The sequence below is a fragment of the Mesorhizobium sp. M6A.T.Ce.TU.002.03.1.1 genome (assembly GCF_003997275.1).
Lineage (GTDB): Bacteria > Pseudomonadota > Alphaproteobacteria > Rhizobiales > Rhizobiaceae > Mesorhizobium > Mesorhizobium mediterraneum.
The window spans coordinates 1-23142 of sequence record NZ_RZTI01000094.1 but is presented as its reverse complement, the minus strand read 5'-3'; the positions used below and the strand labels follow the sequence as shown (position 1 = coordinate 23142).

General features: G+C 63.1%; 21 protein-coding genes. 8 read left to right on the top strand and 13 right to left on the bottom strand.

The features are described 5' to 3' along the window. The 5 genes from EOC93_RS34470 to EOC93_RS23640 form a co-directional block, all read left to right on the top strand. Positions 1-296, top strand: a 296-nt coding sequence (locus EOC93_RS34470; RefSeq protein WP_206532263.1) for a hypothetical protein, incomplete at its 5' end; no start/stop codon positions are given. Next, positions 293-2119: a (5-formylfuran-3-yl)methyl phosphate synthase gene (locus EOC93_RS34925; RefSeq protein ID WP_127205811.1), complete on the top strand. Its 1827-nt coding sequence runs from the start codon at positions 293-295 to the stop codon at positions 2117-2119. The genes EOC93_RS34470 and EOC93_RS34925, both read left to right, overlap by 4 nt. 3 nt (positions 2120-2122) lie before the next feature. Continuing rightward, on the top strand, positions 2123-2674 hold the full coding sequence (locus EOC93_RS23650; RefSeq protein WP_127205810.1) for a flavoprotein: 552 nt from the start codon (positions 2123-2125) through the stop codon (positions 2672-2674). Beyond that, positions 2667-4061, top strand: a complete 1395-nt coding sequence (locus EOC93_RS23645; RefSeq protein WP_127205809.1) for a DUF6513 domain-containing protein — start codon at positions 2667-2669, stop codon at positions 4059-4061. Before EOC93_RS23650 ends, EOC93_RS23645 begins: the two co-directional genes overlap by 8 nt. A gap of 3 nt (positions 4062-4064) precedes the next feature. Next, positions 4065-4655 (top strand): DUF447 domain-containing protein, encoded by a 591-nt coding sequence (locus EOC93_RS23640; RefSeq protein ID WP_127205808.1) that lies wholly within the window; start codon positions 4065-4067, stop codon positions 4653-4655. 240 nt (positions 4656-4895) lie between these two features. Here EOC93_RS23640 and EOC93_RS23635 read toward each other — a convergent pair whose 3' ends face one another. From EOC93_RS23635 to EOC93_RS23610, 6 genes are all read right to left on the bottom strand, one after another. After that, positions 4896-7511, bottom strand: coding sequence for a hypothetical protein (locus tag EOC93_RS23635; RefSeq protein WP_127205807.1), 2616 nt, complete (start codon positions 7509-7511; stop codon positions 4896-4898). Between the two features lie 4 nt (positions 7512-7515). Further along, positions 7516-8607, bottom strand: coding sequence for a hypothetical protein (locus EOC93_RS34210; RefSeq protein ID WP_164759248.1), 1092 nt, complete (start codon positions 8605-8607; stop codon positions 7516-7518). Then, positions 8604-9662, bottom strand: a complete 1059-nt coding sequence (locus tag EOC93_RS23625; RefSeq protein WP_127205806.1) for a hypothetical protein — start codon at positions 9660-9662, stop codon at positions 8604-8606. The genes EOC93_RS34210 and EOC93_RS23625 overlap by 4 nt, the downstream gene beginning before the upstream one ends. Beyond that, complete coding sequence (locus tag EOC93_RS23620; RefSeq protein WP_127205805.1) at positions 9662-10690, bottom strand: GTPase-associated system all-helical protein GASH; 1029 nt, start codon at positions 10688-10690, stop codon at positions 9662-9664. Before EOC93_RS23620 ends, EOC93_RS23625 begins: the two co-directional genes overlap by 1 nt. Next, complete coding sequence (locus EOC93_RS23615; RefSeq protein ID WP_164759247.1) at positions 10687-12072, bottom strand: metallophosphoesterase; 1386 nt, start codon at positions 12070-12072, stop codon at positions 10687-10689. Before EOC93_RS23615 ends, EOC93_RS23620 begins: the two co-directional genes overlap by 4 nt. A gap of 464 nt (positions 12073-12536) precedes the next feature. Continuing rightward, complete coding sequence (locus tag EOC93_RS23610) at positions 12537-13571, bottom strand: hydantoinase/oxoprolinase family protein (RefSeq protein ID WP_127205803.1); 1035 nt, start codon at positions 13569-13571, stop codon at positions 12537-12539. Between the two features lie 55 nt (positions 13572-13626). On the opposite strand from EOC93_RS23610, the gene EOC93_RS23605 reads away from it, so the two are divergent. Next, positions 13627-14325 (top strand): HisA/HisF-related TIM barrel protein, encoded by a 699-nt coding sequence (locus EOC93_RS23605; RefSeq protein ID WP_245461520.1) that lies wholly within the window; start codon positions 13627-13629, stop codon positions 14323-14325. Between the two features lie 400 nt (positions 14326-14725). Here the strand turns inward: EOC93_RS23605 and fae are convergent, their stop codons facing one another. The 7 genes from fae to EOC93_RS23570 all read right to left on the bottom strand — a co-directional run bounded on the left by fae (position 14726) and on the right by EOC93_RS23570 (position 21244). Beyond that, positions 14726-15232, bottom strand: a complete 507-nt coding sequence (gene fae / locus EOC93_RS23600) for a formaldehyde-activating enzyme (protein WP_127205802.1) — start codon at positions 15230-15232, stop codon at positions 14726-14728. Between the two features lie 168 nt (positions 15233-15400). Next, the gene (locus EOC93_RS23595) at positions 15401-16207 is read right to left on the bottom strand and encodes a triphosphoribosyl-dephospho-CoA synthase (RefSeq protein ID WP_127205801.1); all 807 of its coding nucleotides are present in this window, start codon (positions 16205-16207) and stop codon (positions 15401-15403) included. A 56-nt stretch (positions 16208-16263) separates the two neighbouring features. Continuing rightward, on the bottom strand, positions 16264-17295 hold the full coding sequence (locus EOC93_RS23590) for a RimK family alpha-L-glutamate ligase (RefSeq protein ID WP_245461519.1): 1032 nt from the start codon (positions 17293-17295) through the stop codon (positions 16264-16266). A 14-nt stretch (positions 17296-17309) separates the two neighbouring features. Next, positions 17310-18266, bottom strand: coding sequence for a methenyltetrahydromethanopterin cyclohydrolase (gene mch / locus EOC93_RS23585; RefSeq protein WP_127205800.1), 957 nt, complete (start codon positions 18264-18266; stop codon positions 17310-17312). Continuing rightward, positions 18263-19363, bottom strand: coding sequence for an ATP-grasp domain-containing protein (locus tag EOC93_RS23580; protein ID WP_245461518.1), 1101 nt, complete (start codon positions 19361-19363; stop codon positions 18263-18265). The genes mch and EOC93_RS23580 overlap by 4 nt, the downstream gene beginning before the upstream one ends. After that, complete coding sequence (locus tag EOC93_RS23575) at positions 19341-20234, bottom strand: NAD(P)-dependent methylenetetrahydromethanopterin dehydrogenase (protein ID WP_127205799.1); 894 nt, start codon at positions 20232-20234, stop codon at positions 19341-19343. The genes EOC93_RS23580 and EOC93_RS23575 overlap by 23 nt, the downstream gene beginning before the upstream one ends. Before the next feature lie 41 nt (positions 20235-20275). Continuing rightward, positions 20276-21244, bottom strand: coding sequence for a beta-ribofuranosylaminobenzene 5'-phosphate synthase family protein (locus tag EOC93_RS23570; RefSeq protein ID WP_127205798.1), 969 nt, complete (start codon positions 21242-21244; stop codon positions 20276-20278). Between the two features lie 159 nt (positions 21245-21403). Between EOC93_RS23570 and EOC93_RS23565 the strand changes: the two genes are divergently transcribed. Next, positions 21404-21784 carry a 4a-hydroxytetrahydrobiopterin dehydratase gene (locus EOC93_RS23565; protein ID WP_127205797.1) on the top strand — a complete coding sequence of 127 codons (381 nt, stop codon included), beginning with the start codon at positions 21404-21406 and terminating at the stop codon, positions 21782-21784. Between the two features lie 118 nt (positions 21785-21902). Next, positions 21903-23009, top strand: coding sequence for a tungsten formylmethanofuran dehydrogenase (locus tag EOC93_RS23560; RefSeq protein WP_126105438.1), 1107 nt, complete (start codon positions 21903-21905; stop codon positions 23007-23009). Positions 23010-23142 lie beyond the last annotated feature (133 nt).

Below are 23142 nucleotides of genomic sequence, written 5' to 3'. Positions count from 1 at the left end.
CCGGAACGGTGACGGTCAGGGAAAAAAAGCACAAAAAGGCCGCGAGAGTGCCCGGCACCGCGCTCGTCATCGATAAAATTACCCGTTCTTGCGCTAAAGTCCGATTGTTGTCGGACCGGCGCGAAGTCAAGGTGCCCATGATGAGCTTAGCTGACCGGCAAAATTTATCAAACCCCGAAAGTGGACTTATCGCGTCTGCTTTAGTGTCATGCCTTGTCGCCGGAACGGCAACTGGGCGGATTTCGGTATTCGGGCCCGAAAGCGTCCTGTCCCTCCTGCCGGAGAAAATCCAATGACCAGAATGCTGGGCAGCGTCACTGGCGTCGACGAGGCGGAGATCGCGCTTTCAGGCGGCGTCGACATCGTCGACCTGAAGAATCCGAAGGCGGGAGCGCTGGGTGCGGTATCCACCCAAACCATCAGCCGGGCGATTTCGCTGATTGCCGGCCGGGCGCCGGTCAGCGCGGTCTGCGGCGATCTGCCGATGGAACCCGAGACGATCCGCGTCAAGGCAGAAGAGATCGCTGCCACCGGCGTCGATTACGTCAAGATAGGCTTCTTTCCGTCGGCAAACGCTGTCGCTTGTGCGAAGGCGCTCGCGCCGCTCGCCGCGCGAACGAAGCTGATCGCCGTGCTTTTCGCCGACCTAGTGCCGGATTTCGAGCTTTTGCCGATGCTTGCCAAACATCGCTTCCATGGCGCCATGGTCGACACTGCGAACAAGGCAAACGGCCGGCTGCTCGATCATCTGCCGCCCGAGCGTATCCCGGGGTTCGTCGATCGAGCGAAATCGCTTGGTCTGATGGTTGGACTGAGCGGATCGCTGGAAGCCCCCGACATTCCGCGCCTGTTGCCCTTCGCGCCCGATTTTCTCGGTTTTCGCGGGGCGCTGTGCGGCGACGCCGGCCGCGCGGGTTCGATCAGCGCCGAGGCGGTTTCGCAGATTCGCGAATTGGTCCCGCAAGAATCCCGGGCCGGCGGCCCGTCGAGCGTCGACTACCGCCTGCTGGCGGCGAGGGGCTATTCGCCCGGCACCGACCCGACACTGGGCACGGACAAGATCTTCGTGCGGGACTTTGTCCTGCCGGTCCAGATCGGCGCCTACAGCTTCGAGCACGGCCATACACAAAAGGTGCGTTTCGACGTGACCGCCGACGTGCTGCAGGTCACCGATCATCCCGAAGACATGCGCCATGTATTCTCCTACGACATCATCATGGACGGCATTCGCACCATCGTCGCGCGAGGCCATATCCAGCTTAGCGAGGCGCTGGCCGAGCAGGTGGCGACGTATATTCTGGAGAACCCGCGTGTCGTGCGCGTCACGGTAAGGGTGGAAAAACTCGAACTCGGCCCAGGCGGCGTCGGCGTCGAGATCGAGCGCAAGCGCCAAGCGGCAGGCCGCGCCGTTGCCTCCGGCCCTACCGGCCGAAAAGACCAAAGCGCTGTTTCCCAGCCGCGACAGCAAAGGCCTGAGGTCATCAGGCCAACCATTGTCAAGCTCGGCGGCAGCACGGCCCGTGCGGCGGAAATGGAGAACTGGATCGCGGCGCTGGCAGGCTCCAGGCTGCCGATCGTGATCGTGCCTGGCGGCGGGCAGTTTGCCGACCAGGTGCGAGAGAGCCAGATTTACATGGATTTTTCCGACACCGCTGCCCACGCCATGGCGATCCTCGCCATGGAGCAGTTCGGCCAGGTCATCCTCGACCGGCATGAAAGGCTGGTGCCGGCACGGTCGCTGGACGAAATGGTGCGAGCGTTGGATGAAGGGAAGGTCCCGGTGTGGCTACCGTCGTCCTTGGCTCTGCCGGCGCCGGACATTCCGGCTTCTTGGGACATGACTTCCGATTCCCTTGCCGCCTGGCTTGCCGGCAAGCTCGGCGCGAAGGCGCTGCTCCTGATCAAGCAAACCGGCGCTTTCTTCGGCAGCGACACTATCGACGGCCTGACGGCCAGAGGCATCGTCGATGCCGGCTTCGCCGCCATGCTGCCCGACGGTGTCGATTTCCATCTCGCCGCTCCGAAAGATGCCGCCGAGGCCGGGGCGCTGCTCGCGTCGGGCAATCTGCCCGGCATCGCGATCGCGGCTCCGATCCGGCCGGCAAGAAAAGCAGGGTAGGCGATGGCGAAGCTGCATACGCCGCGCTGGGCATGGGTTCTGACCGGTTCCGGTCATTTTTTTACGGAGAGCTTCGCACTTATTCACCAACTCGAGCATTGTGATGTCTTCGTGTCGAAAGCCGCCAACGAAGTGCTGCGCATGTACAAGCTCAAGCTCGATTTCCCGGAGACGACGCGCGTCCTGCACGACAAGACGGCGAGCGCGATCCCGGTCGGCGAATTCTATCACGGTGTCTATCACACCGTCGTGGTGGCGCCGGCTAGTTCCAACACGGTCGCCAAATGCGTGCACGGCATTTCCGACACGCTCGCCACCAACGTCTTTGCCCAAGCGGGAAAATGCCGGGTGCCAGCCATCGTCTTTGCTTGCGATACCGCGCCGGAACTCGAAACCATGGCGCCGCATGGTCTGGTCAAGGTCTATCCGCGCAGCATCGACCTGGAGAATACCAGACAATTGAAGAGCTTCGAGCGGACCCAGGTGGTCGAGTCGCTGGCCGAACTCGAAGCCTCGGTCAGACGGCGCCACGCCGAACTCGCAAGCCATGGCTGAGCGGCTGGCCTTTCTTACCGGCCATTTGGCCAAGGTCCGGCTGGAAAGGCTGCTGGCCGGACTGGGCGAAACCGAATTTGCGTGGGAGATCATCGACATCGGCGTCAAGGTCGCGGCGCTGATGAGCGAAGACATCATCAAGCGGCGGCTCACCCTGACCGGCGGCACCGACCGCGTCATCCTGCCCGGCCGCTATCGCGGGGACATCGAGCATCTGTCGAGCCATTTCGGCGTTCCCTTTGTACGCGGCCCCGACGAGATCGCCGATCTGCCGGCCTTTCTCGGCCGGGCGGGCGTCCCGCCCGACCTTTCGCGTCACGACATGCGCATCTTCGCCGAAATCGTCGATGCGCCGATGCTGTCGGTCGAGGCGCTGGTGGCGAGGGCACGGATGCTGGCTGCGGCCGGTGCCGATGTCATCGATCTCGGCTGCCTGCCGGAAACGCCGTTTCCATCGCTGGAAAAGGCCGTGATCGAGCTGAAGGCACAGGGATTTCTGGTCAGTGTCGATTCCGCCAGCACGGACGAGCTGTCGATTGGCGCACGCGCCGGTGCCGACTACCTTCTCAGCCTAGATGAGAACACGCTGCCGCTGGCCTTCGACCACAAGGCCGTGCCGGTGTTGATCCCGTCCACGCCCGGCGACCTGGATTCGCTTGGGCGGGCCATCGAAGCCGCGCAAAAGGCCGGCGTCGCCTTCATCGCCGATCCCGTGCTCGACCCGATCCATTTCGGTTTCGCCGCCTCGCTCGGGCGCTTCATCGAGGCGCGCCGCCGCTGGCCCGAGGTCGAATTGCTGATGGGCACCGGCAATCTCACCGAATTGACCGACGCCGACAGTTCCGGCGTTACCGCCGTTCTGGCCGGGCTCTGCTCGGAACTTCAGATCCGGAACGTGCTTGCCGTGCATGTCAGTCCGCACACGCTGCGAACGATCGAGGAGCACGATATTGCCCGCCGTATCCTGTTTGCCGCGAGGAACGACGGAGCGCTGCCGCGGAGTTACCATCCAGGGCTCCTGCAGGTTCACGACCGCAAGCCGTTCACGGCCTCGACCGGGGATATCGATGCATTGGCAGCCGAGGTGCGCGACACCAACTTCCGTATCATGACCGCCGAGGACGGCATCCATGTCTTCAACGGCAAAGGGCATGCGGTTGCCACGGATGCGTTCGAACTCTTTGCCGGGCTTGGCGTTGAGGCGGATGGCGCGCACGCGTTCTATCTCGGCGCGGAACTGATGAAGGCCGAGATCGCGTGGCGCCTCGGCAAGCGCTATGTGCAGGACGAGCCGCTCGCATGGGGCGTTGCCGCGCCGGCTCCCGAAACAGACCGCACCCGCCTCGCCGAAGCGGGCCACACGCTTCGCGCGAAGAAAGAGCGCTAAACCATGCCCTTCATTCGCGAATCGATCATCACCACCGTCAACAAGGTAGGCGACGTCCACATCGCACCGATCGGCATCATCTCCGAGAAGGACGGCTGGGTCATCGCGCCGTTCCGGCCGTCGGTGACGCTCGACAATCTCGCCGAAGTGCCGTTCGCTATCGCCAATTACACCGACGACGTGCGCATCTTTGCCGGCTGCCTGACCGGCCGCAAACATTGGCCAACGGTTGCGGTTGACGGGTTTGCGGTGCCGCGGCTCGAGGCGGCGCTCGCGCATTCAGTCCTCCAAGTCGAAAGTGTCGATGACGACGCTATGCGGCCTCGCCATTTCTGCCGCGTGGTGCAGGAGGAAACGCATGCGCCGTTCACCGGCTTCAACCGCGCCAAGGCGGCGGTGCTGGAACTGGCCATCCTGGTCAGCCGGCTCGGCATGCTGCCGCGCGACAAGGTCGAGGCGGAAATCGCCTACCTTTCGATCGCCATCGAAAAAACCGCGGGCGAGGGAGAAAAGGAAGCCTGGGGCTGGCTGCTGCAGCGCGTCGGCGATCACCTCGCGGCCGAGGACGCCAGCGGCGAGGATGCGCGAGGCTGAGCGAGATATGCTGAACCGGAGTAAGCGTCCAGGCTGACGCGTTTTTAGCATGGTACGCGGTGGCGCTGATCTCAAACGGCGGTGTTCGACCCTTTGCGGTCATTGAGCCCGGTATGCACGATGACCGGAGTGGGGCCGATAGCGGACTGGCAGCTTTTCGGACAGTGATGGCGTAAAGTTGCCGTTCGATCTGTCGACTGCTGCTAAGCCTGTCACTCACACGTCGAATGGCAGCTTCTGCTACGGCGGATCGTTGCGGAGGTCCTTGATTGCCTTCTTCACCTGATGCTTCCAGGGATCCGGAAGCGAGTCCGCTTCGCGCTCGATCGAGTTGATGGCCCGAGATCCGTTGTCTCGCTTCGCAATGCTCCTGATGATCCGCCCAGCATCGCCGGCACGCGCCGCTGCCAGCGCGATGTCCCTTGGCCGCCAGTTCGAGTTCAGGAACGACCGCGCGAGCTCGCGCCGCGCGACCTTGCAGCGGTCCCAATCCACAAACGGGAACACGTAGGAGAGGAAATCTGGAAGACTTTCCCTCTGGAGTTCGCGATACACGGAGGGGAATGCGGCGGCGATGATGGGAGACGCAGCCTCCGCCGTCACGTTGGTCGCGAAAGACAGCAGTTTCGACGACGCCAGGAGGAAAGCGCGGTGATTGACTGGATCGGAATCCCATAGCAGGCGGCCAACAGCCTCTCCCCCCTGATAGGACAGGTCGAGCGTCTTCCTACTGACCACCGTGTCGGCCAGCGCGATCGGGTTCTCGAGTAACTTGGCACGCACCGATGGAGGTGACCTGTCGAACAGCGTGAGGTTGCTGCTCGCCAAGCCCGCCGGCACGCCTTGGCCCGCGCCAACCTTCAGAACGCGCACGCCGTCAAGCTGCGCTCCGGCGCGGTCGAGCAGGGTCGAGACTATACTTTCTCGCTCGGCCCCGAGGTCCTTGGGAAGCGCCGCCTCCAGTCCGGAAACGGCGATCGACCCCGCTCTCGGGCCATCGATGCGAGGTAGGATCCGCATAACGAGCCCAATGTGATCCGCAGGCTGCAGCCGGACATTCTCGACGATGCGGGCCAATACTTCGGTCGCAGAGGGCAAATCCCCGGCCAGCACAAGCACGTCCGAAAGCATGCCCGGTTGTCCGAAGATGGACCGCAGTTGCTCGTTCGATGCGCTTGTGAGCACGTCCGCGAGCAGCATTGGGCGACGTGCATCTGCCTTCTCCATCGTGTCGAGTATCCAGCGAACGTCCGCGACGCTCGACCCCAGGAGCTGGCGCAGCATCGCGTTTGAGGCCTGCGACTGGCGTGCCTTTGCGGCCACGTCCCGCAAAGCGGTCGCTCCGCCTTCTCGCTGCGCAGCATCCACGAGCACGCTGTTCAAAGCGACGGCCGTGAGGTCGTTAGCGTTTCTCAGCCGTTCCGCCTCGATCACGATCGTGGATGCGCCGGCGTTCGCCAGCAGTGCGCCGAGCACCCCTGCGTGTCGGTCGTCGACGAGCTGCGGCAAGATGCGTTTACGTGCCTCCGCAATTTCGTCCCCATTGGCGCCGCCGATACTCGCTACCAGTGACGGCTCGACACCGTAGTCATCTTCCAATAGCCGGACGGTCAGTTCCGGCGCCGCCAGCACCGTCCGTAGCAGGGCATCTCCCGAGAGACCAGTCAGGCTACTCGCTACGCGCTCGAATGCGTCTGCCTTCGCAATGCCCGCGGCGATTCCGCTGAGGAGGAATTCGCCGCCGTCCTTTAGCAAATGAGGAATGGCCTCTACCGCCTCGATCGGATGCCGCTGCGCGAGCGCCACCGTCGAGGATCTCACCGATCGAATCAGGGATAGGCGCCAGCGTGTCTCGCCGAGTTTCCCGATCAGTACTTGGAGAAACCGCCAGGCCTCGGATGGTGCCATAGCGGACACCGCCGTCGTCGCAGCCCTTGCGAGGACTGGCGCGAGCTCGGTAATGAGCTCAGACCGACGCGACATCCTGGTATTCGCGATATCGAGCAGGCCGAGCGCCGCGTGCGGCTCCGATCCCACCTTGTCGGCAAGCTCACCCCATAATAGCGACAGACGAAGCGCCTCCTCGCTTCCCTTCTCGTCTTCCGCCATCTCGCCGAACGTATCAAGCGCCGAAAGTGAGGGGTATGGTGCGCGGAAGACCTCATCCGCGATCCTCGAGGACCACCGATGCCGCAACGGGCCTGCCCGAATACCATCGACGCGTCGTCCCTTCCAGTCTGAGAAGCGCGACCGCGCTTCGACGGGGGCGAACACTAGGTCGAAGCTTTTCTTGGAGATCGTCCGGGGGGAATTGCAGAAGGTCGACACGGTGAAGCGGCGGCGCATCGAGGGCCAGATCGCGGTCAGGATCCGCAGCGCGATGAGCTCGGCCGATTTGGAGCCGAACACGGCAACCGACACTGAGTGCTCAAGAAAAAGGGCTTCCAAGAGCTCGGCTCCGGCTGTTTCCACGGGCGGCGACGGCTTTGCGGGACCCGGTTCGACCGAGAGCCTCTTCATTTTTTGGGTCGGCCCGGCGTCGGTGGCCAGCGCTACCAATGTCGACGGATCCGCAACAGAGGTCCATTCTGCCATCGGGATCAAAAGCGACCGGGTGCGGACGCACCCGGCCCGTGGCGCCTCCCGATCGTGCCAGGTCCTGGCGACCACATAATGCGATCCACTCGGCAGTGGATAACACGTGATATACGGGGGTATCTTCTCGCCGGGCGCGATTGGGCCGGCGATGTCTGACAGACGATCGACGAGATCCTGATCTCGGGGAGGCAGCGTGATGGATCCGGACAGCAGCTCGTGCCCGTGATTGTATCCATGCAGCTGCTGATCGACAATCATCCGCCTACCCTCGGTCTCCGAGTGCCCACGCGAGCGGCAGCGTTACGTCAGGGTCCTCCACCACGACACCTTCACGCATGACCGCCGTGTAGCCGACCTCCGAAAGGTCACGCTTCTTCAGCGAATCGCGGAAGTGCTTGTTGGCAGTGCCTCGCAGGTTGCCGCCCACGATGGACATTCCGAAAATCTCGACGTCGAGACGACTTGGAGTCTTCAGCCTACCAGCGAACATCGGGAATTGGTCCTCGAGATAGCTCCTAGGACCGGCCGCTTTAGCCTCGGCGTCGAGCATGTCCCACGCCGTCACCACGATTGCCAAGCGCGGCTTCGCGCCGTCCGGCCAGTCTGCCAGCGTGAGCGTGAGATAGCGGACAAGTTCGCAGAATCCTACCTGGGCGGGAAGGCCGTCCTTCTTGATGATCACCTCCTCGGATTCCTGCTCTCCCGCATCAGTCCCAACATTGTCGGCGTCGCCCCCGCCGCCATGCAGATGCTCGACCTGGACCTCGGCATGCTGCGCTTCAATTGGCTCGACGGCAACATCCGCGTCGGCCGCCGCCGCGGCGGGAGCCGGAATCGGATTCCCGTGCTCGTCCTCGTCGTCTCCGTAGCCGTCATCTTCCTCGTCGTCGTCGTCCTCGTCGCTGTGCCCCATGAGCAGGTCACGCGCGGTCACCCAATCCATCGGCTGGAGGTTCAGCTTCGAGTGCGCGCGCACGAAGAGGATCGCGGACGACGAGGCCGCGAGCGCATCCAGCCATTCCTGCGGTAGCTCGTAGGAATTGATCGCGCGCCTCCAGAGCTCGCCGGTGATGTCCGGGACGGTGATGTCCCGCTCCGGACCCGCGCCGTCATTCCCACGCACCTTCACGACGAAGTCGCGGCGCCCACTTTCCTCCATATTGCGCTCGGACCTCGGCGCGAACTTGCGCGCGAGCAGGTGCTGGACCGCCTCGTTCACGTATTCGATGTTCTTGGGGAGCTTCTGCGCACGCAGCCGGCCTTTCCTTGCCATGAAGGCGAGCCAAAGCCGGGCGATATAGTTCGTCTTGCCGGACGCTGGACCACCGACGAGCATGATCGAGCCCTTGTTCATGGTTGCCTCCGAAACGCCGCCAACTGCCTACCACCGTCATTGCGATCGGTCTCCGGCCAGAACTCTGGCGGGCTAGGCCGCGCCGCCAGGGAATGGGCAAATAGCTTCGGAATACCGTGGCCAGGGTCCATCTCCTCGTTCCAGGAGAAGGACGCGATGGGTACTGTTTCCAAATCGAAGCCGAAGCCAGCCCCGCAAGCGGCCAGACGATCGGCCTCGTCCTGTGGAAACGGCTGCTTGTCCTGCCAGGTCGGGACGACGATGATCCGAGGACGACGGTTTCCAAGCAGATTCGCCAGACGCTCGATCAAGAGGGTCGCGCGGTAGCGTGCGTTGGCGACCCGCCCATCATCCGCGAACTGCCGGCCATCGACCATCAGCCAGATCACGCTGGCCGCGCCGAGAAAGTTCAGGCGGTCCTCGTCCGTGCGGTCGATCAACGCACGGGACCACTCGCCCGGAAGATCAGGGAGCAGGATGTCGAAGAGGCGATCGTCAGAGTTCCGACGTAGCCGGAGATGGAGGAAGCCGGCCTCACGGTCATTCGATAGGGTCGTGTGGCTTGTGATCTGCTCAGGAGGATTGCCCCTGTCCCACGTCCTGCTCGCCCTCGCTATCTCCTCGAACGCGCGAAGCGTATCGCTGTCCGCATAGGAGAATCCTTCGAACTGCCCTTGGGCGAGCATCAGGTAGGCACTGACAAGCGCCGCCGTCTTGCCCGCAGCCGCAAGGCCGACAATGCCGACGAGGCAGGTTGGCCGATCCTCCATCATCGCATTTGCCTGCTGAATCCCGAGCGTGCGGCTTGCCGGAAAAGTGGGCAGGTCATCATCGGGCGCTGACAGGACGGCACCGCCCAGGCCGGTCGCGATGCTACCGTCCGCCCCGTCATTGGCCTCTTCAACCTCGGCCTCGTCTAACGCCTCGTCCTCATGATCATCGTCCTCGCCGTTCTCGATGACAGGACGATGAGAGCAATCCTCCGGCGAGTTGCCAACGACGCACGATCCGGTCGCGTTAAACGTGCAGTTCGAGTTCTCACAAGGCCCGCGCATCAAGCGGCTCCAGCAAATCGATCTTCCATCGCCACGATTGAAGCCTCGAGCAGTGCACGCGCACCCCAGCCGCGAGCGTCGAGCTCGACGGCTATGGCAGGCTGGTGCTCGTCAGCGATGAGCGAGGAGATAAGGGGAAACACCAGCGGGAAATCGGTTGCCCAGCCATTGACATGCGGTTCGCGCAGCTTGGTCCGCCATTCGGCCAGTGATACGATCAGGTCGGAGAGAGACATACTCTCGGAGGTGCCCACCTGACGGAGGACGGCGTGACGGAGGCCATCGCTAGGCAGGCGGCACAACATGGTCGCGCCTTCGAGGCCGCTCGCGATGGCCCGTGTGAAGGGCTCCCGATCGCCAAGCGCGCAATCGAGAATCTCGCTGTAGTCCGCGGTGGCCCACCATAGGAAGTCGATCTCCTCGTGATCAAGCTCCTGGTTGGTCTTCAACGCTGCGATCACGGGCGCGGTCGCCTTCCTGTAGGCAACGTTAGCGCGGCTACCCGCCGGATCGCTGTCGGGAATCGTGAGCGTGCCGACATCGGGCACATCTACGCGCTTACGAGCGGTCTTCGCGACCCGCCCGACCCTTGTGCGACACGCTTCGATCAGGTCCTTCCTCAGTTCCTCGAGCTTCGCGTGCTCGGACTGGTCCTGCAGACTCAGAGCCGACCAGAGCGATGCTGCCAGGGCATCCGCTGTACTCCATCCAAAGCTTTCGTCGACCGGACCCTGCACGGTAGAGAGCGCGGCGACCGCTAGACAAACGTGCGCCTGCAGTTCCTTACTCTTCAGAACAAAGGCCGCGCTTTCGTCGCTGATGGCGGTCTCGACCTGCCGGGCAAGGCCCTCGGGAAGTTCTGTGCCACCAAATCCGCCGGCAATCACCGCAGCGAGCTCGATCGCCTTGTGGGTCGCCTTTCCCAAAATCTGCGCGCGGAGCGTCTCCACCGCCTTGTTTCGGTCTTGGACATCTTGGTTGGTCGGTTCCGCCCAAATTATCTGGGCATACTTGGCCATAATGCTCATTCTTCAGAGCCCCCCTTTCCTGACTTGGCCTCGTCGAGCAGCTGCTCGATCTCCTTGGCCATTCCCTGACGGACAGCGCGCCGGAACAAGCGCCTCTCCATCGCATGATCGATCCTGCCCTTGATCTGTGCGACGACGCCGAAGTCGACGAACGCTGTCAGCCGGGCGCCTTGCGAAAGCTCCTGGAAGAATCGGAGTTGCAGATCTCGGACGTCCTGCGAGGGCTCAGCCTCAACCAGCTCGATGCCAGCCTCGCCTGCTTCTCCAGTCTGAGCCGGTGCGGCTGCAGGATGCTCGTCGTCCGGCGCCTCGCTCCCGGCTGCAGCCAACGGCTCCTCGACGAGGTCCCCAACAGCTGCGGCCAGCTCTTCGTGGACTGATGGCTTCGGCGCCCTTCGGAAGTTGGGCGATCCAAGGACCTGGCGTTCGTCCTTGCCATCCATGAACTCGTCGTCTCGCCGGAACCGAGCGACGCTTCCATCCCAGGTCCGAGGGTTAAGGGAGACAGCAAGGGCGTCGTTCTCTCCGTCCCACTCGAATGCAAGAATGTTGTATTTGTACGTGTACCGGTCGTCGATCTGGTCGGGTGCGGTGGCGCCGGCAGCGAGCATCATCAGCTGACAGCCGTTCTCTACATCGACGATCTCGAGCTTTGGGAAGTGCTCGTGTCCAGAGATGAAAACGCGGGCGCGTCCCCGCAGGAATCCACGCGCTTTTTCAGAATCTTGGAACCAATGGAGCGGATGGTGGGATAGCACAACGAACTCCTCTCCTTCTTCCATGGGTAGTGTGCGTTGCCGCGCGCCAAGGATCAGCTTGCCCTCCTCCTTCTTGTTGGAACAGATCAGGGCAGAGTTCAGCCGTACGAACCGGACGGCGCGTCCCGGGGCTAACTCGAGCCTTGCGCTGGTGGAGATTCCGCCATTGAGATCAAGCTCGCAGCGATAATCAAGGGCAAAGCCCTTGTACGCGTCGAACCGCTCATAAAGGACCTTGCAGCTGTCCTGGTTGTCGAGGTTCCGGTCGAGCCATTCGTCTCCACCTTCGCGGATCGCGAAGAGGATTGTCTCGATCATGTCCGTGATTTTGCCCCGATCAATGTCGTGGTTTCCCGGGATCATCTGAACGTCGGACCGCTCGCAACCGATTGCATCGGTGAGGTCGGCGAGCCACTGCCCCGCAAGAGTGTATTCGTCATCATTACCGGAGTAGGCGATGTCGCCGGTCACGATCACGCCATGAACCTTGCCGCCGAGTTTGCCGACCTCAGCACGCGCGTCCTCAATTAGCCGTTTCTTCGCGTCCGCGTTCTCAGCGTTGGTGCCGCCGTCCCTTTCCTGGCCGAAATGGATATCGGACAGGTGAACGAATGCTGCCTTCAAGTTGTCTTTCCCCCCCGGCAGAGCCAATCTAGCTCTAGTTTCCCCTACAAGCCGGAACATAGTGGGTCCAAGCGGCCGATGCCAGCGGGTATGACTAAATGAATGCCTCCTCTTTCGACGATCTCGTCCGGGAAAGTCTGTCGACCTTGCTTGAGGGTCGGTGCGCTTCAGGCGATTGCTCAACAGATGGTGGCATTTTCGTTTCTTCTAGGGGTCGACGCCCCTATCTGCAGAATTGCTAGCCTGAATCTACGGCAGCTTATGGGAAGCTATAGAGGCGCCTAGGAAGGCGACAAAGGGCGCGAACCGGACATGCGCCGAGCGGGTGCCGAACGTCGGGTTTCCGCCTTGTTGCGAGCTTGCGCGCGCTCCGATTTTGGATGCGGGTTGAGATCTTTCAAGCCGGGCCAATTCCAGGGCAGTATCTCATCTCCCCGGTTGATCGGATGGCCATGATATAGCGCCTAAAATTGAGATCCGGCCAACAGCGCCACCGCTGACGCGGGTGCCACGCTGCTCGCTTCGCCGCGAACGGTGTCATCTGCGGGAATGATCTCGGCGAAATCGACGAAGCGGCGTTCCATGCGGTCGGCCAGCCGCCTGATCTGCCAGCGGCCGGTTCCGGCGCCGACGATCGGCGCATCCCGAGCCATGGGCCCGGCAACCAGGGACGCTGCGTCGTGGATCTTGCGCAACTGCTGCTCGCTGAACCAGCGCGCGACTTCGCGCCATTCCGGCGGTGTCAGGTCGGCGGCGTCGCGCCCGATCATGCGCGCCAGCCGCGCTATCGAACCGTCGATCGTCTTTTCCTTGCCGTCGGCGGTAGAGTGCCTGTCGTCCTTCTCGTCGAGCACTTCCAGGATCCGGTGCGCGTCGGCCATCGAGGCGAAATACTCGTTCATCAGCGGTGTCAGCTTGCCGCGGACGGGGGCAGACGAGGCCACACCGAACAGGAACGTCCTGGTGAAGCCGGTATAAACCAGTTCGCCGCTCAGCAGCCGTCCGGCATCGGTGTAGCCGTTATTGGCGACGGCGCCATTTTTGATGGCGATAATGTCGGTGGTGGTGGAGCCCATATCGACGAACAGGGCATCGCCGGCGAGTTTCGCCACCAACGACGCTGTCGCGTGCCAGTTGGCGGAGGCGACATCGGTGCTCAGCCGCGCTGCCTGCTCGACCCCGACAAAGCCGGACGGCCCGGCATAGATCAGTTTTTCGCCTGGGAAACGGGTTGAAATCTCATCCAGCAGAGCCGCGACGCCGGCACCGCGGGACGGAAAGATGTCCGCCAGTTCGCCGGTCATGGTGAATGCGTTGAGATCGGCGCCCGCATAGATCGGAGCCGTTTCCTCGAATGCCAAGGTCAGCTTGTCGAGCCCTAGCCAAAGCGGCGTGGCGATCGTTACTGCCTCGACGATGCGGCCGTCTTCCGCGCGCGTCACCTTCAGATGTGCGCCGCCAATATCGAAGCCGGCGATGATGCTCTTTCTTTTTTCCACACTTCAAGCTTTCATCACAAGGGACAGTTGGGACAGTTGGTCAGCGAGAAAAGCGTTGCGTATCATTCCGGTTCTCGACCTGAAAGGCGGCGAAGTGGTGCGCGCCCAGCAAGGAAAACGCGATCGCTACAGGCCGATCGTCACGCCTCTCAGCCAAAGCTCCGATGTCGTCGCGGTCACTGAGGGCCTGCGCGGGCTTTACCCTTTTCCGACCTTCTATATCGCCGATCTGGATGCCATCGAAGGCGGAACGCCAAACAGTGGCGCGCTTGCCCGGCTGAAGGGAATGGCGGAGCCGCCGGAGCTTTGGGTCGATGCCGGCATCGCCGACGAGAAAACCCTTTCGGCAGCACTTGCCGAACCCTGTCTTTACCCGGTCCTGGGTTCCGAATCGCAGCAAGACGACGCGCTGTTCCGGCGTTTTTGCGATCATCCAGACCTTATCCTGTCGCTGGATTTCTTCGACGACGGGTTTCGCGGTCCGGCATCATTTCTCGACGAGCCGGAGCTTTGGCCGCAAAAGGTGATCGTCATGACACTGGCCAAGGTCGGCTCCGCCTCCGGTCCCGATTTCACGCGGCTCGAGGCGATCAAGGCAAAGGCTGGAAGCCGCTCCGTGATCGCGGCCGGCGGGGTGCGCAACGAGGCTGACATTCGCGCCCTTTCGTCACTCGGTATCACTGCTGCGCTGGTCGCGACCTCGCTGCACGACGGCACGCTCACGCCCGAACACCTCGCGACGCTTGGCGCCTGACATTCGCGTAACCTCGAACTCTGCCTCGGAAACTGTGCCTCAGATTAAGAGCGGCGAACTCTCAAGTCGATCGTGTCGCCGCTCTATCTCTTTGCTGGAGCATCGGATTTCCCAAAAACGATTCCCGACCCTCGGGTCAATTCCGAGGGCAGGCTTTGGGTCCGATGCTCTACGAGACCGTTTGGAAACTCTGCTCCGGCGGCCATCTGATGGCGTTTTCTGCGCTTCCGGTGCTCACGGACCCAAATGTCCGCTGCGCTCCGGTTCTCGAAACCACCACCATATGACTCGCCAGAGCGAATTTCGAAAACAGTCTCTAAAGGCCCAGTAGCTTTTTCAGGCGGCGCAACAGACCATCCGGCTCAGCGGAGGGTTTTGCCTGTGCGGGGCTGTCTCTTGTCTAAGCCGCGAACGGGTGCTTCACCTGGTCCCGCTTATCCGTGGCTTCGGCGGCCGTCGGCGTTCCCGAGACGGCGCGTTGGATGGCTTCCTTTGTCGCTTCGTAATTGTACTTCTGGATCTTGGCGTCGTCCGCCGCGTCCCAATGAATGAAAACGCCGACGCAGATGAACAGATCGTCCGCCTCACTGGCAGGAATGATCCCCTCGGCGACGCTATCCTGCACTGCCTTTGCGACCGCATGCTGGGCCGGGCCGAACATCTGCACGGCCTGCTTGGCGCCCTTGATCGTGACCTTATTGAACATCACGGTGTTGGGCTTGCACTGAAGATTGGGCGCGATCACCGCCAAAAGGGAGGTAAAGCCGTCCTTGTTGTTGGTAAGCGCGTTGCAAAATGCCGTTTCGACCGCGCTCCCCCGCGGGCCGATGAGCAGGTCGACATGCGCCACTTCGTTGCCGTCTCCTACCAGCGATTCACCGACCATTACTTTCGAGATCTTTGCCATGCCAATTTTCCTCCAAGACACAGTTATGGTGTCCAAAGACGCCGCAAACCGAGCGAGCGCTCGATGGACAGCTATCCTTGTTGGCAGCGCCCGGACATCCGGACCGGTTGGCTGGATAGCCGCGGAAGCCCAGCTTCCGCTCCTGAAAGTCAACCACCAACGTTGCGATTATGCAAGCTGAACGCCGAGGAGGTGGACTAAAAGAGTAGCCACGGTCAGGTCGGCCGAGGTGCCGGGGTTGACCTTGTCCGCCTTCAGCCGGCGGTCGAGTTCCATGAGCAGGCGAATGCGTGACGCTTCGTCGTCGTTGGCATGGAGCGCCGCCTGAACGGCAAGGGCTTCTTGCCGCGCCTGATTTGCGGCTTCAGCGCCATGGTTGCGCATCACATGACTGTCGGGGAAGCCGGCGAGAAACGCCATATAGGCGAACACCGTCGGCCACATGCCGCCTTCCCCGCGTGCCAACGCCGCTTCCAGAGCCGCAAGCCCGACGCCGAACACGTCGCCGAAACAGGTAACATACTGGCGGGCGATCATGTCGCGGTCGGCCGCCTCCCGCATGGCTTCGAGCAGATGAACCTTAGGCGCTTGCCGCACATCGTTCGCGGCCTCTCCTAGGCCGCCTGGCGCGGCCGTGACGATCGCCTCGAACACCGCCCTGGTATCGTCCATGCTCATTGCGCGCAGCACCGCGTCGAGATTGTCGTGCAGTCGATTGTCGTGCAGTGGGGCGCCCGTCATTTCGGCGGCGCATAGCAGGGGCCCTGCCAGAAGGATGATACCGAGGTTGGTGTTGGTCGCGACCGCTTGACGTGTCGCGCGGACGGCTTCCAGCATACGCTGTCCGACCGGCAGGCGAGGATCGGTCAGCGGCCCCGACGAGACCTCTGCGCTCATCATGAACTGAGCGGCGGACATGCCGTGCCCGTCGGCGAACAGGTGGACGTTGCCCGGTTTCAGCGCCTCGATCTCCATCCGGCAGGCGTCCTTGTAGGCAACCCGGAGGCGTTCTCGCGAAAGCGCCCGGCTCGTCACGAATTCGCCGGCGCGGTGAGGCGGTAGGGGCGCGCCGCCGCCGCCCCCTCTGGGCGATCAGCTCGGCGATCGGCCAGGAATTTCAGCAGGGCGTCGGCAATCGCATCGGCGATGTTCACCGCGACGACCGACTGAAGCCCGGACCAGGCGGGCATGCTGTTGACCTCCAGCACGAACAGCTTGCCGTCGGCCGCCGGCACGATATCGACGCCGGCGAAATCCGCTGACATAGCGGCGGCGGCGGCTCTTGCCAGCGCCGCCAGTTCGGTTTCGCCGTGCCCCGAGACTTGCTCGGGCACCGCCCCGCGATTGATGTTGGTGATCCAGTCGTCGCCACGCCGGCTCATCATCGCCAGGACTTCGCCGGCGCAGACGAAAACGCGAAAATCGCGGAAAGGAGGCCCGGGACGCGGCACGTAATGCTGGAGATAGTAGACGCTGTTCACCTCCTCGTCGGCGGGGAGGTCGGACAATGTTTCGATCAGCCTGATGCCGCGGCCCTGCGCGCCGAAAAGCGGCTTCAGCACCAGCGGCGTGAACGGCAGTTCGCGTTCGGCGATCGCTTCGGCCATGGCACGTCCCTCGACCGCGAATGTCGGCGGCGTCGGCAGGCCGGCATTCTTCAGGAGGAAGGTCGTCATCGACTTGTCGACGCAGCGTTCTATCGCCTGCGCGGAGTTCCACACCGGAATGGAAAGCTTGGCGAATGCGTGCAGCACACCGAGGCGCCGGGTGACCGCTTCGAACGATCCGGCGGCGATCGAACGGACCAGCACGGCGTCGGGCAGCGCGCCGTCGAAGCCGGGGATCGACAGTCCGCTCGGGCTGCCGGTGTCGAACGCGATCGCTGCCAGCGGCACGGTTGCGACAACGGCGCCCCGCCGGTCCAGCCTTGCCGCCAGACCTTTGGCGCGAGCGTCCGAATTGTCGCTGACGATCAGGATGCGGGGGATCATGTCACGCCTCGGATACCGGTATACCGGAAGCGCGAGCGAGCGGCGCGGCAGGCGGATGACAGACGAATCCATTGCACCGTCATGGTCTAGCCGAGGCTCCGTTCGAGCATCCGCAGATCACGCTCGCCGGCGCGAAACGTGTCGCCAGTCTCGATCGCCGTGACGATCACTTCGGCCGGGCTGAACAGCAGCGGATCGATGGCATAGAAATCACCCTTGAACCGCTTGAAAACCTCGGCGAAGGGGTGGCCGTGGTCGCGGGAGGCGCGGCTCGGCAGTCGTTCCGCGAGCTCACTGGCGTCTTTCGCCGAGCCTTTTACGAAAAGCTGAACGCTGCCGCCATAGATGATGGCGTCGTTGGTTCTGCCCATTGCGGTCAGGAAATCCGGATGGGGGGCAGGGATAGGCGCAGTGCCGATGCCGTCGATGATATTGTCCAGCGGAAACTTGAGATCGTTGCTCTTGTGCAAGGCGACCTCGAGCGCGCGCGCAACGATCTGCACGCTGCCCGCAAGGCTTTGTGTCGGCGCATAGAGGAAGGTGAGCTTGTCGGTTGGCAATCCGGTTGCCTTGCCCACCTTCTCGACGATCGCTTGGGGCGGCGGTTCGGCCGTCTCCAGGATAAGCACGGCGGATGACGCGGTGTCGCGATAGGAAAGCGCTTCGAACAGCGGCTCGACGCGGGCGAGCGCCCGCGCCGGTCCCGATCCCATGGCGAAATAGCCCTGGCTCGACAGGTTCCAGCCCGCATACTGGCTGCCCAGGCAGGCAAGCACCGGCTGCGAGGACCGCACTTCGATGGTCAACGGCCATTTCTCCGACGCGCGGTCCATGCAGACCGAGATGCTGCCGAGCCCGCCCATCGCCGCTTCCGCCATGCGCAGCCCGGCCTCGACGCCGCCGGTGGCCTTGGCGCCGGCATCGATCAGGCACTCGCCCAATGGCCCCCTGGAAACGGCGATACGCAGGCGTTCGGCGTTGCCGATCATGCCGTCGATGATGCGCTGCGCATTGTCGTTCAGGAATGCCGAACCGTCTTTCATGTCCGGTCTCCTTCCCATTGGTGTTGCAATCGGCTGGCTTGTCCCTTGATGAGCCGCCTGGTCAAATCGGCGCTCGGACCGCGCGCGAAGATGGTGCAGACAGGATCGCCAGCGATCAGACGGGTGCCGGGCGACTGATGGTCCGCAGTCCATTCAGGCCAGGCAATCGATGGAAACTGGGCGATCGGCGCCGCGGCATAGGTCACCATCGACGCCATCGAATCGACGAAGCGCGGCAGGTGGTAGGTCCTGCCTGCCGCAGCGCGCAGATGCGCTTCGATCAGCGGCGCGTCGGCATCGTCGAAAATGTCGAGCGTGGCGCCTGGCCTCGGGTTGATCTCGATGAGCTTGTAGCCATCCGGTCCGCGAATGAGATCGGCGCTGCACAATCCGACCAGGCCGGCGCGGCGCACTAGGCCTGAAAGCCAGCCGCGGATCATCGCCGCCTGCCTGCGATCGAAGCGTCTCAACCGCACGGCGCCGCCATAGCGGTAGGGCGCTGCCGGGGCGGGGGACGCCCATTGTTGGCTGAAGCCGACGATATCGGCGCTTTGGCCGTCGCCGACGAACAGGGCCGAGATGCTGCGGCCGGCAACGAAGCGCTGGAAATAGCGGCCGCCAGGAGCCTGACAATGTAATATCGGGGTTTCGCCGGCGGCCCGTCTGATATGCGTGCCGCCGGCGCCGCCCGCGGTCTTGACCACCCAGTTCTCCGGATCGGGCGGCCGGCTCCATCGGAATTCCGGATGCGGGATGCCGATTTCGGCGCAATCGGCGGCCAGCAGTTGCGGGTCTTTGATCCTGCGGATCGCGGCGCCACTATTGCCGGCGAGCGGAAAATGGCGCGCGACCTCGTCTACTGTCTCCGTCATCCGCTCGAAGCCCGAACCCAGGACGATGGCGACCGGCCGGTCGTCTCCAGCCAATTGCCGAAGCGTCTCGACGATGCGCTCGCCGAACGCGACCGTGTCGGTGTCGCAAAAGAAATCGGCGACCAGCGGACGATAGCCGGCGCGGCGCGCGGCAGCAGCCAGCGCCCGGCCTGAAATCGCCGCGATCAGGAGAGATCCGGCGTTACTTGGCGATTTCGCGTGCAAGGGAAAATGCTTCCTGGAAATCGAGCGTGATGGTTTTTTCGGCTTCGATCATTCTTTTGAAGAGGCCGAATTCGACCTTGTATTTGACGTTGCCGATGGCGAGCGGACCAATGCCGACAGCTTTTGCCGCTTCGAGCGGATCGCTATTGGCGTTGACGGCCACGCCTTCGATGCCGGCCGGCGGAACCGCATTGACGTCGGCGGCAATGAGCAGGCCGTCGCCTTTCAACTGGGCTTTCGAGACCACCTGGACGCCGGCCTTCGCGCAAGCCAGGATCACCTCGCTCGCCTCGACCAGCTTCGTCTTCCGGGCCTCGCTCGATCCGTCGGCCGCATCGACGGCGATCTTGAATCGGTTTTTGATCTCGGCCGCAATCTGTTCGACCCTTTCGATGCCGTCATGGCCCACCAGAGTGACCCGGGCGCCTTCCTTGGCCGCGATGACGGCGGTGCAGAAGCCGACGACGCCGGTGGCGCCGAAAACAGTGATCCTCGTGTCCCTCAGCCCGCGCTCGAATTCCTTCTCCAGCGCTTTTTCGACCTTGGCCACCATCGCCGCGGCCGTGGTGAACGAGCCGGCCGGATCGGCGAATACCGAAACCTGGAAAGGCGGCACCATCGCCTTTCGCGCTGCATCGAACATATCGAGCGCCAGCGAGGCATCCTTGCCGGCGATGAAGATGCCGGTATCGACCCCCGCATCGGGCGGGCGCGAAAAGATCGCGTCCTGCACGAGGCCTGTCACCTCGCCGAGGCTTACATCGACATAGGGAACGACGGCGTCGAAGCCTGCATCGATCGCCATATTCACGTCGAAAGGGCTCATGTGCTTCAACGGCGTCAGCATGTGCAGGATATGTTTGCGGGCCATTTCTCGCCTTTCTGCTTAAAAGTGATCGCGTTGCCGAGCCGTCAGCTGCCGACGAGATCAAGTTTGGTCGAACTGATCTTCGCGCCGGAATTCCTGCCCTTGACGATCCTGACCTCGATGCCGTGCTCAACTGTCTGCTGAACCGCGCTGACGAACCTGACCGCGGCGTCTTGCGATGGGGCGAAGGCAAACCCTGTTGGTCCCCACGAGCTCTGGCCGATGCCGACGGCGCCTGCTTCATTGAGAGCATGGGCCACCCTCTCGACCCGCTTGGAGGTGAAAACGCCGCCTTGCGCCGGGGCGAAATGGGTGCCGATCAGCATCTGGATCGCGGCGACGGCGGCGCCGAAGGCTGGAAGGTCGTGCTCGACCAGAGCCGGCATCATGCCCATCAGCACCCGCCGGCAGATCTCGCCGCTGCCGGATGCCGGGAAGGGTGGCAGCGAACGGAACGCCGCGATCTCGGCATCGCCATGCAGTCCATGCCCGGCATGGTCGAGGATCAGGATGACGCGCCACTGTTCCGGAAACGGCAATCGCGCCACGACCGGCGGCGGCCTGCCGCTGTCGTCCTTGCCGGCGTCGACAATGACACCACCGCTTTCGAAACTGGCGATGCCGATGCCGGATCGGCCGCCCCGATCGAGCAGGGTCGCGTCGCCGCCGATATCGAGAGGCAGTTGGTGGAGCGTGCGCAGCGCCGAGGCGACGGCAAGGGCGATCTGCGTGCCGGAGCCGAGGCCGGCATGGCTCGGGATCGACTGCTCGACGACCAGCCGGTGCTGACCGCGAACGCCGAGATGGCTGCAGAGCGTCGACAAATGTTCGCCGGCGCGACGGCTCTCGGGGCCTTCGACGATGGTCTCGCTGGATCGAGACAGGGTGACGACGGTTTCGGGTTCGCTCAGAGGTAGCCCGACGCTGCCAAAGCGACGTCCGGTATCACCATTGAGATCGAGGAAGCCAAGGTGCAGGCGGGAGGGCACTCGTATGGTGACAGAATTCGACATCTACCCCCCGATGGGTGCATCATAGACGCATCATGGAAGTTTAGGTGCCCGTCGCCATGATAGCTGTTTTCGTAGAAGGGGCAAGCCGGAGAGAGTGCATTCGTTTTATCTTCTTTGGCCCCGGCGCGAAAACGGACCGGGCCATTCGCGGAGGTCGAGATGAGCGAGACAGCTAAGGAAAAGGTCTATTCGGAAGCCGAGATCGCCGACCGGCTCGAGAAGGAGCTGCCGAAATGGCGCTACGAGAACGGCTGGATCCGGCGCAAATACAAGACCCACAGCTGGAAATCGACACTGATGGTGATCAACACGGTCGGCCACCTCGCCGAGGCGGCGTGGCACCATCCCGACATCACGGCGTCCTATGCCTGGGTCGAGGTGCGCCTGATGAACCACGCAGCGAAGGGCGTCACCGACAAAGACTTCGAGCTGGCCAAAAAGATCGAGGATGTCGTCCAGTGGCAGCCGGCCAAGGAAGGCGGCGCGCTGGAAGGCACTCCGCCGACCGATCAGCGCTTCGCTTACATCAAATATGATTAAGCGCGGTCGGAATTTGTTGATGGCATATGAAAACATTCGCTAATCTGCCGACAGGCGGGGTTCACGGCCGATCCAGTTTCGTCTAGGATCGGGCCGGCACCAGAAAGTAGCGTAGTGAATGGCGGTTGCTTGGATCGGCAACCGGGAAACGCTGGTCGAGCGCGCGGCTGCACATGCCGCCGCGCTGTTGGGGTCGAGCCGGTGCCCGGTTTTCAGCTTGGATACGGATATACACGGCACCAGAGCGGCGATCGCGCTGGCTGAGCGGGTTGGCGCGGCATACGATCATGCCGATGGCGCGGCAGTTTCCCGGGAGACCGCGCTTTTTACCGACAAAGGCGCGATGACCGTCGCGCCCGGCGAGACGCGCCGGCGCGCCGATGTCGTGGTGATCGTGGGCGAACTCCCGCAAATCCATCATGAATTTGTCGGCGAACTCTCGGCCACGGTTCCCGATCTCTCGGCCCCCGATCTCACAGGCAAGAATCAACGTGAAATCTTTCTGGTCGGGTCGAACGGGGCGTCTGCGCCGCCGTTGAGCAACGGGCGGACGGCGACGCTCCTCTCCTGCGGCGAGGCAAGCCTCGGCGCGACGCTGGCGGCGCTGAGGACGCAGTGCAGGGGGCGTCAGACTTCGCAGCCGGTGTCGAACTTCGACGATTTCGCCAAAGCCCTGGAGGCTGCGCATTTTCCAGTCTTCCTGTTTTCAGGCGACGCAACCGAAGGGCTGGCGCTGGAGATGCTGCAAGGACTGATCGCCGATCTCAACCGCAAATCACGCGCATCCGGCCTTCATCTGCCGGCGCGCGAAAACGGATGGGGAAGCGCGCTCGCCTCGACCTGGATGGCGGGTTTTCCGCTGCGCACGGGCTTTGCGCGCGGCTTCCCGGAATTCGATCCCTGGCGTTACGATGTCGCGCGCATGATCGCTGCCGGCGAAGCCGACCTGCACCTGCGGATCTCCTCCTCAATTGTCCAGCCGCAGAAGAAAAGGAACCGCATGGCGCTGATCGCGTTGGCGAAAACGCAGAAGCCGGTCGCGGGCGCTGCGGTCACCATCGCCATCGGCGAAGCGGGCGTCGATCACGAGGCGGTGGTCTATTCCAGCCGCACCGGTTCGCTAAGGTCGATCGATGCGCGAGCGGCGTCCGAACTGCCCTCCGCTGCGACTGTCATCCGCCTGGTCGCCAGTCATGTCTCCGCCGAGGCCGCGTTGCCATGCTGACGAAAATTGCGGGCGGCGACATCATCGATCCGGTCAACGGTCGTCTCGGCAAGGGCGACCTCTGGATCAGGGACGATAAGATCGTTGCGGCGCCGGCGGGGGGCGCTGCCGCCCGGACCATCGACGCTGCCGG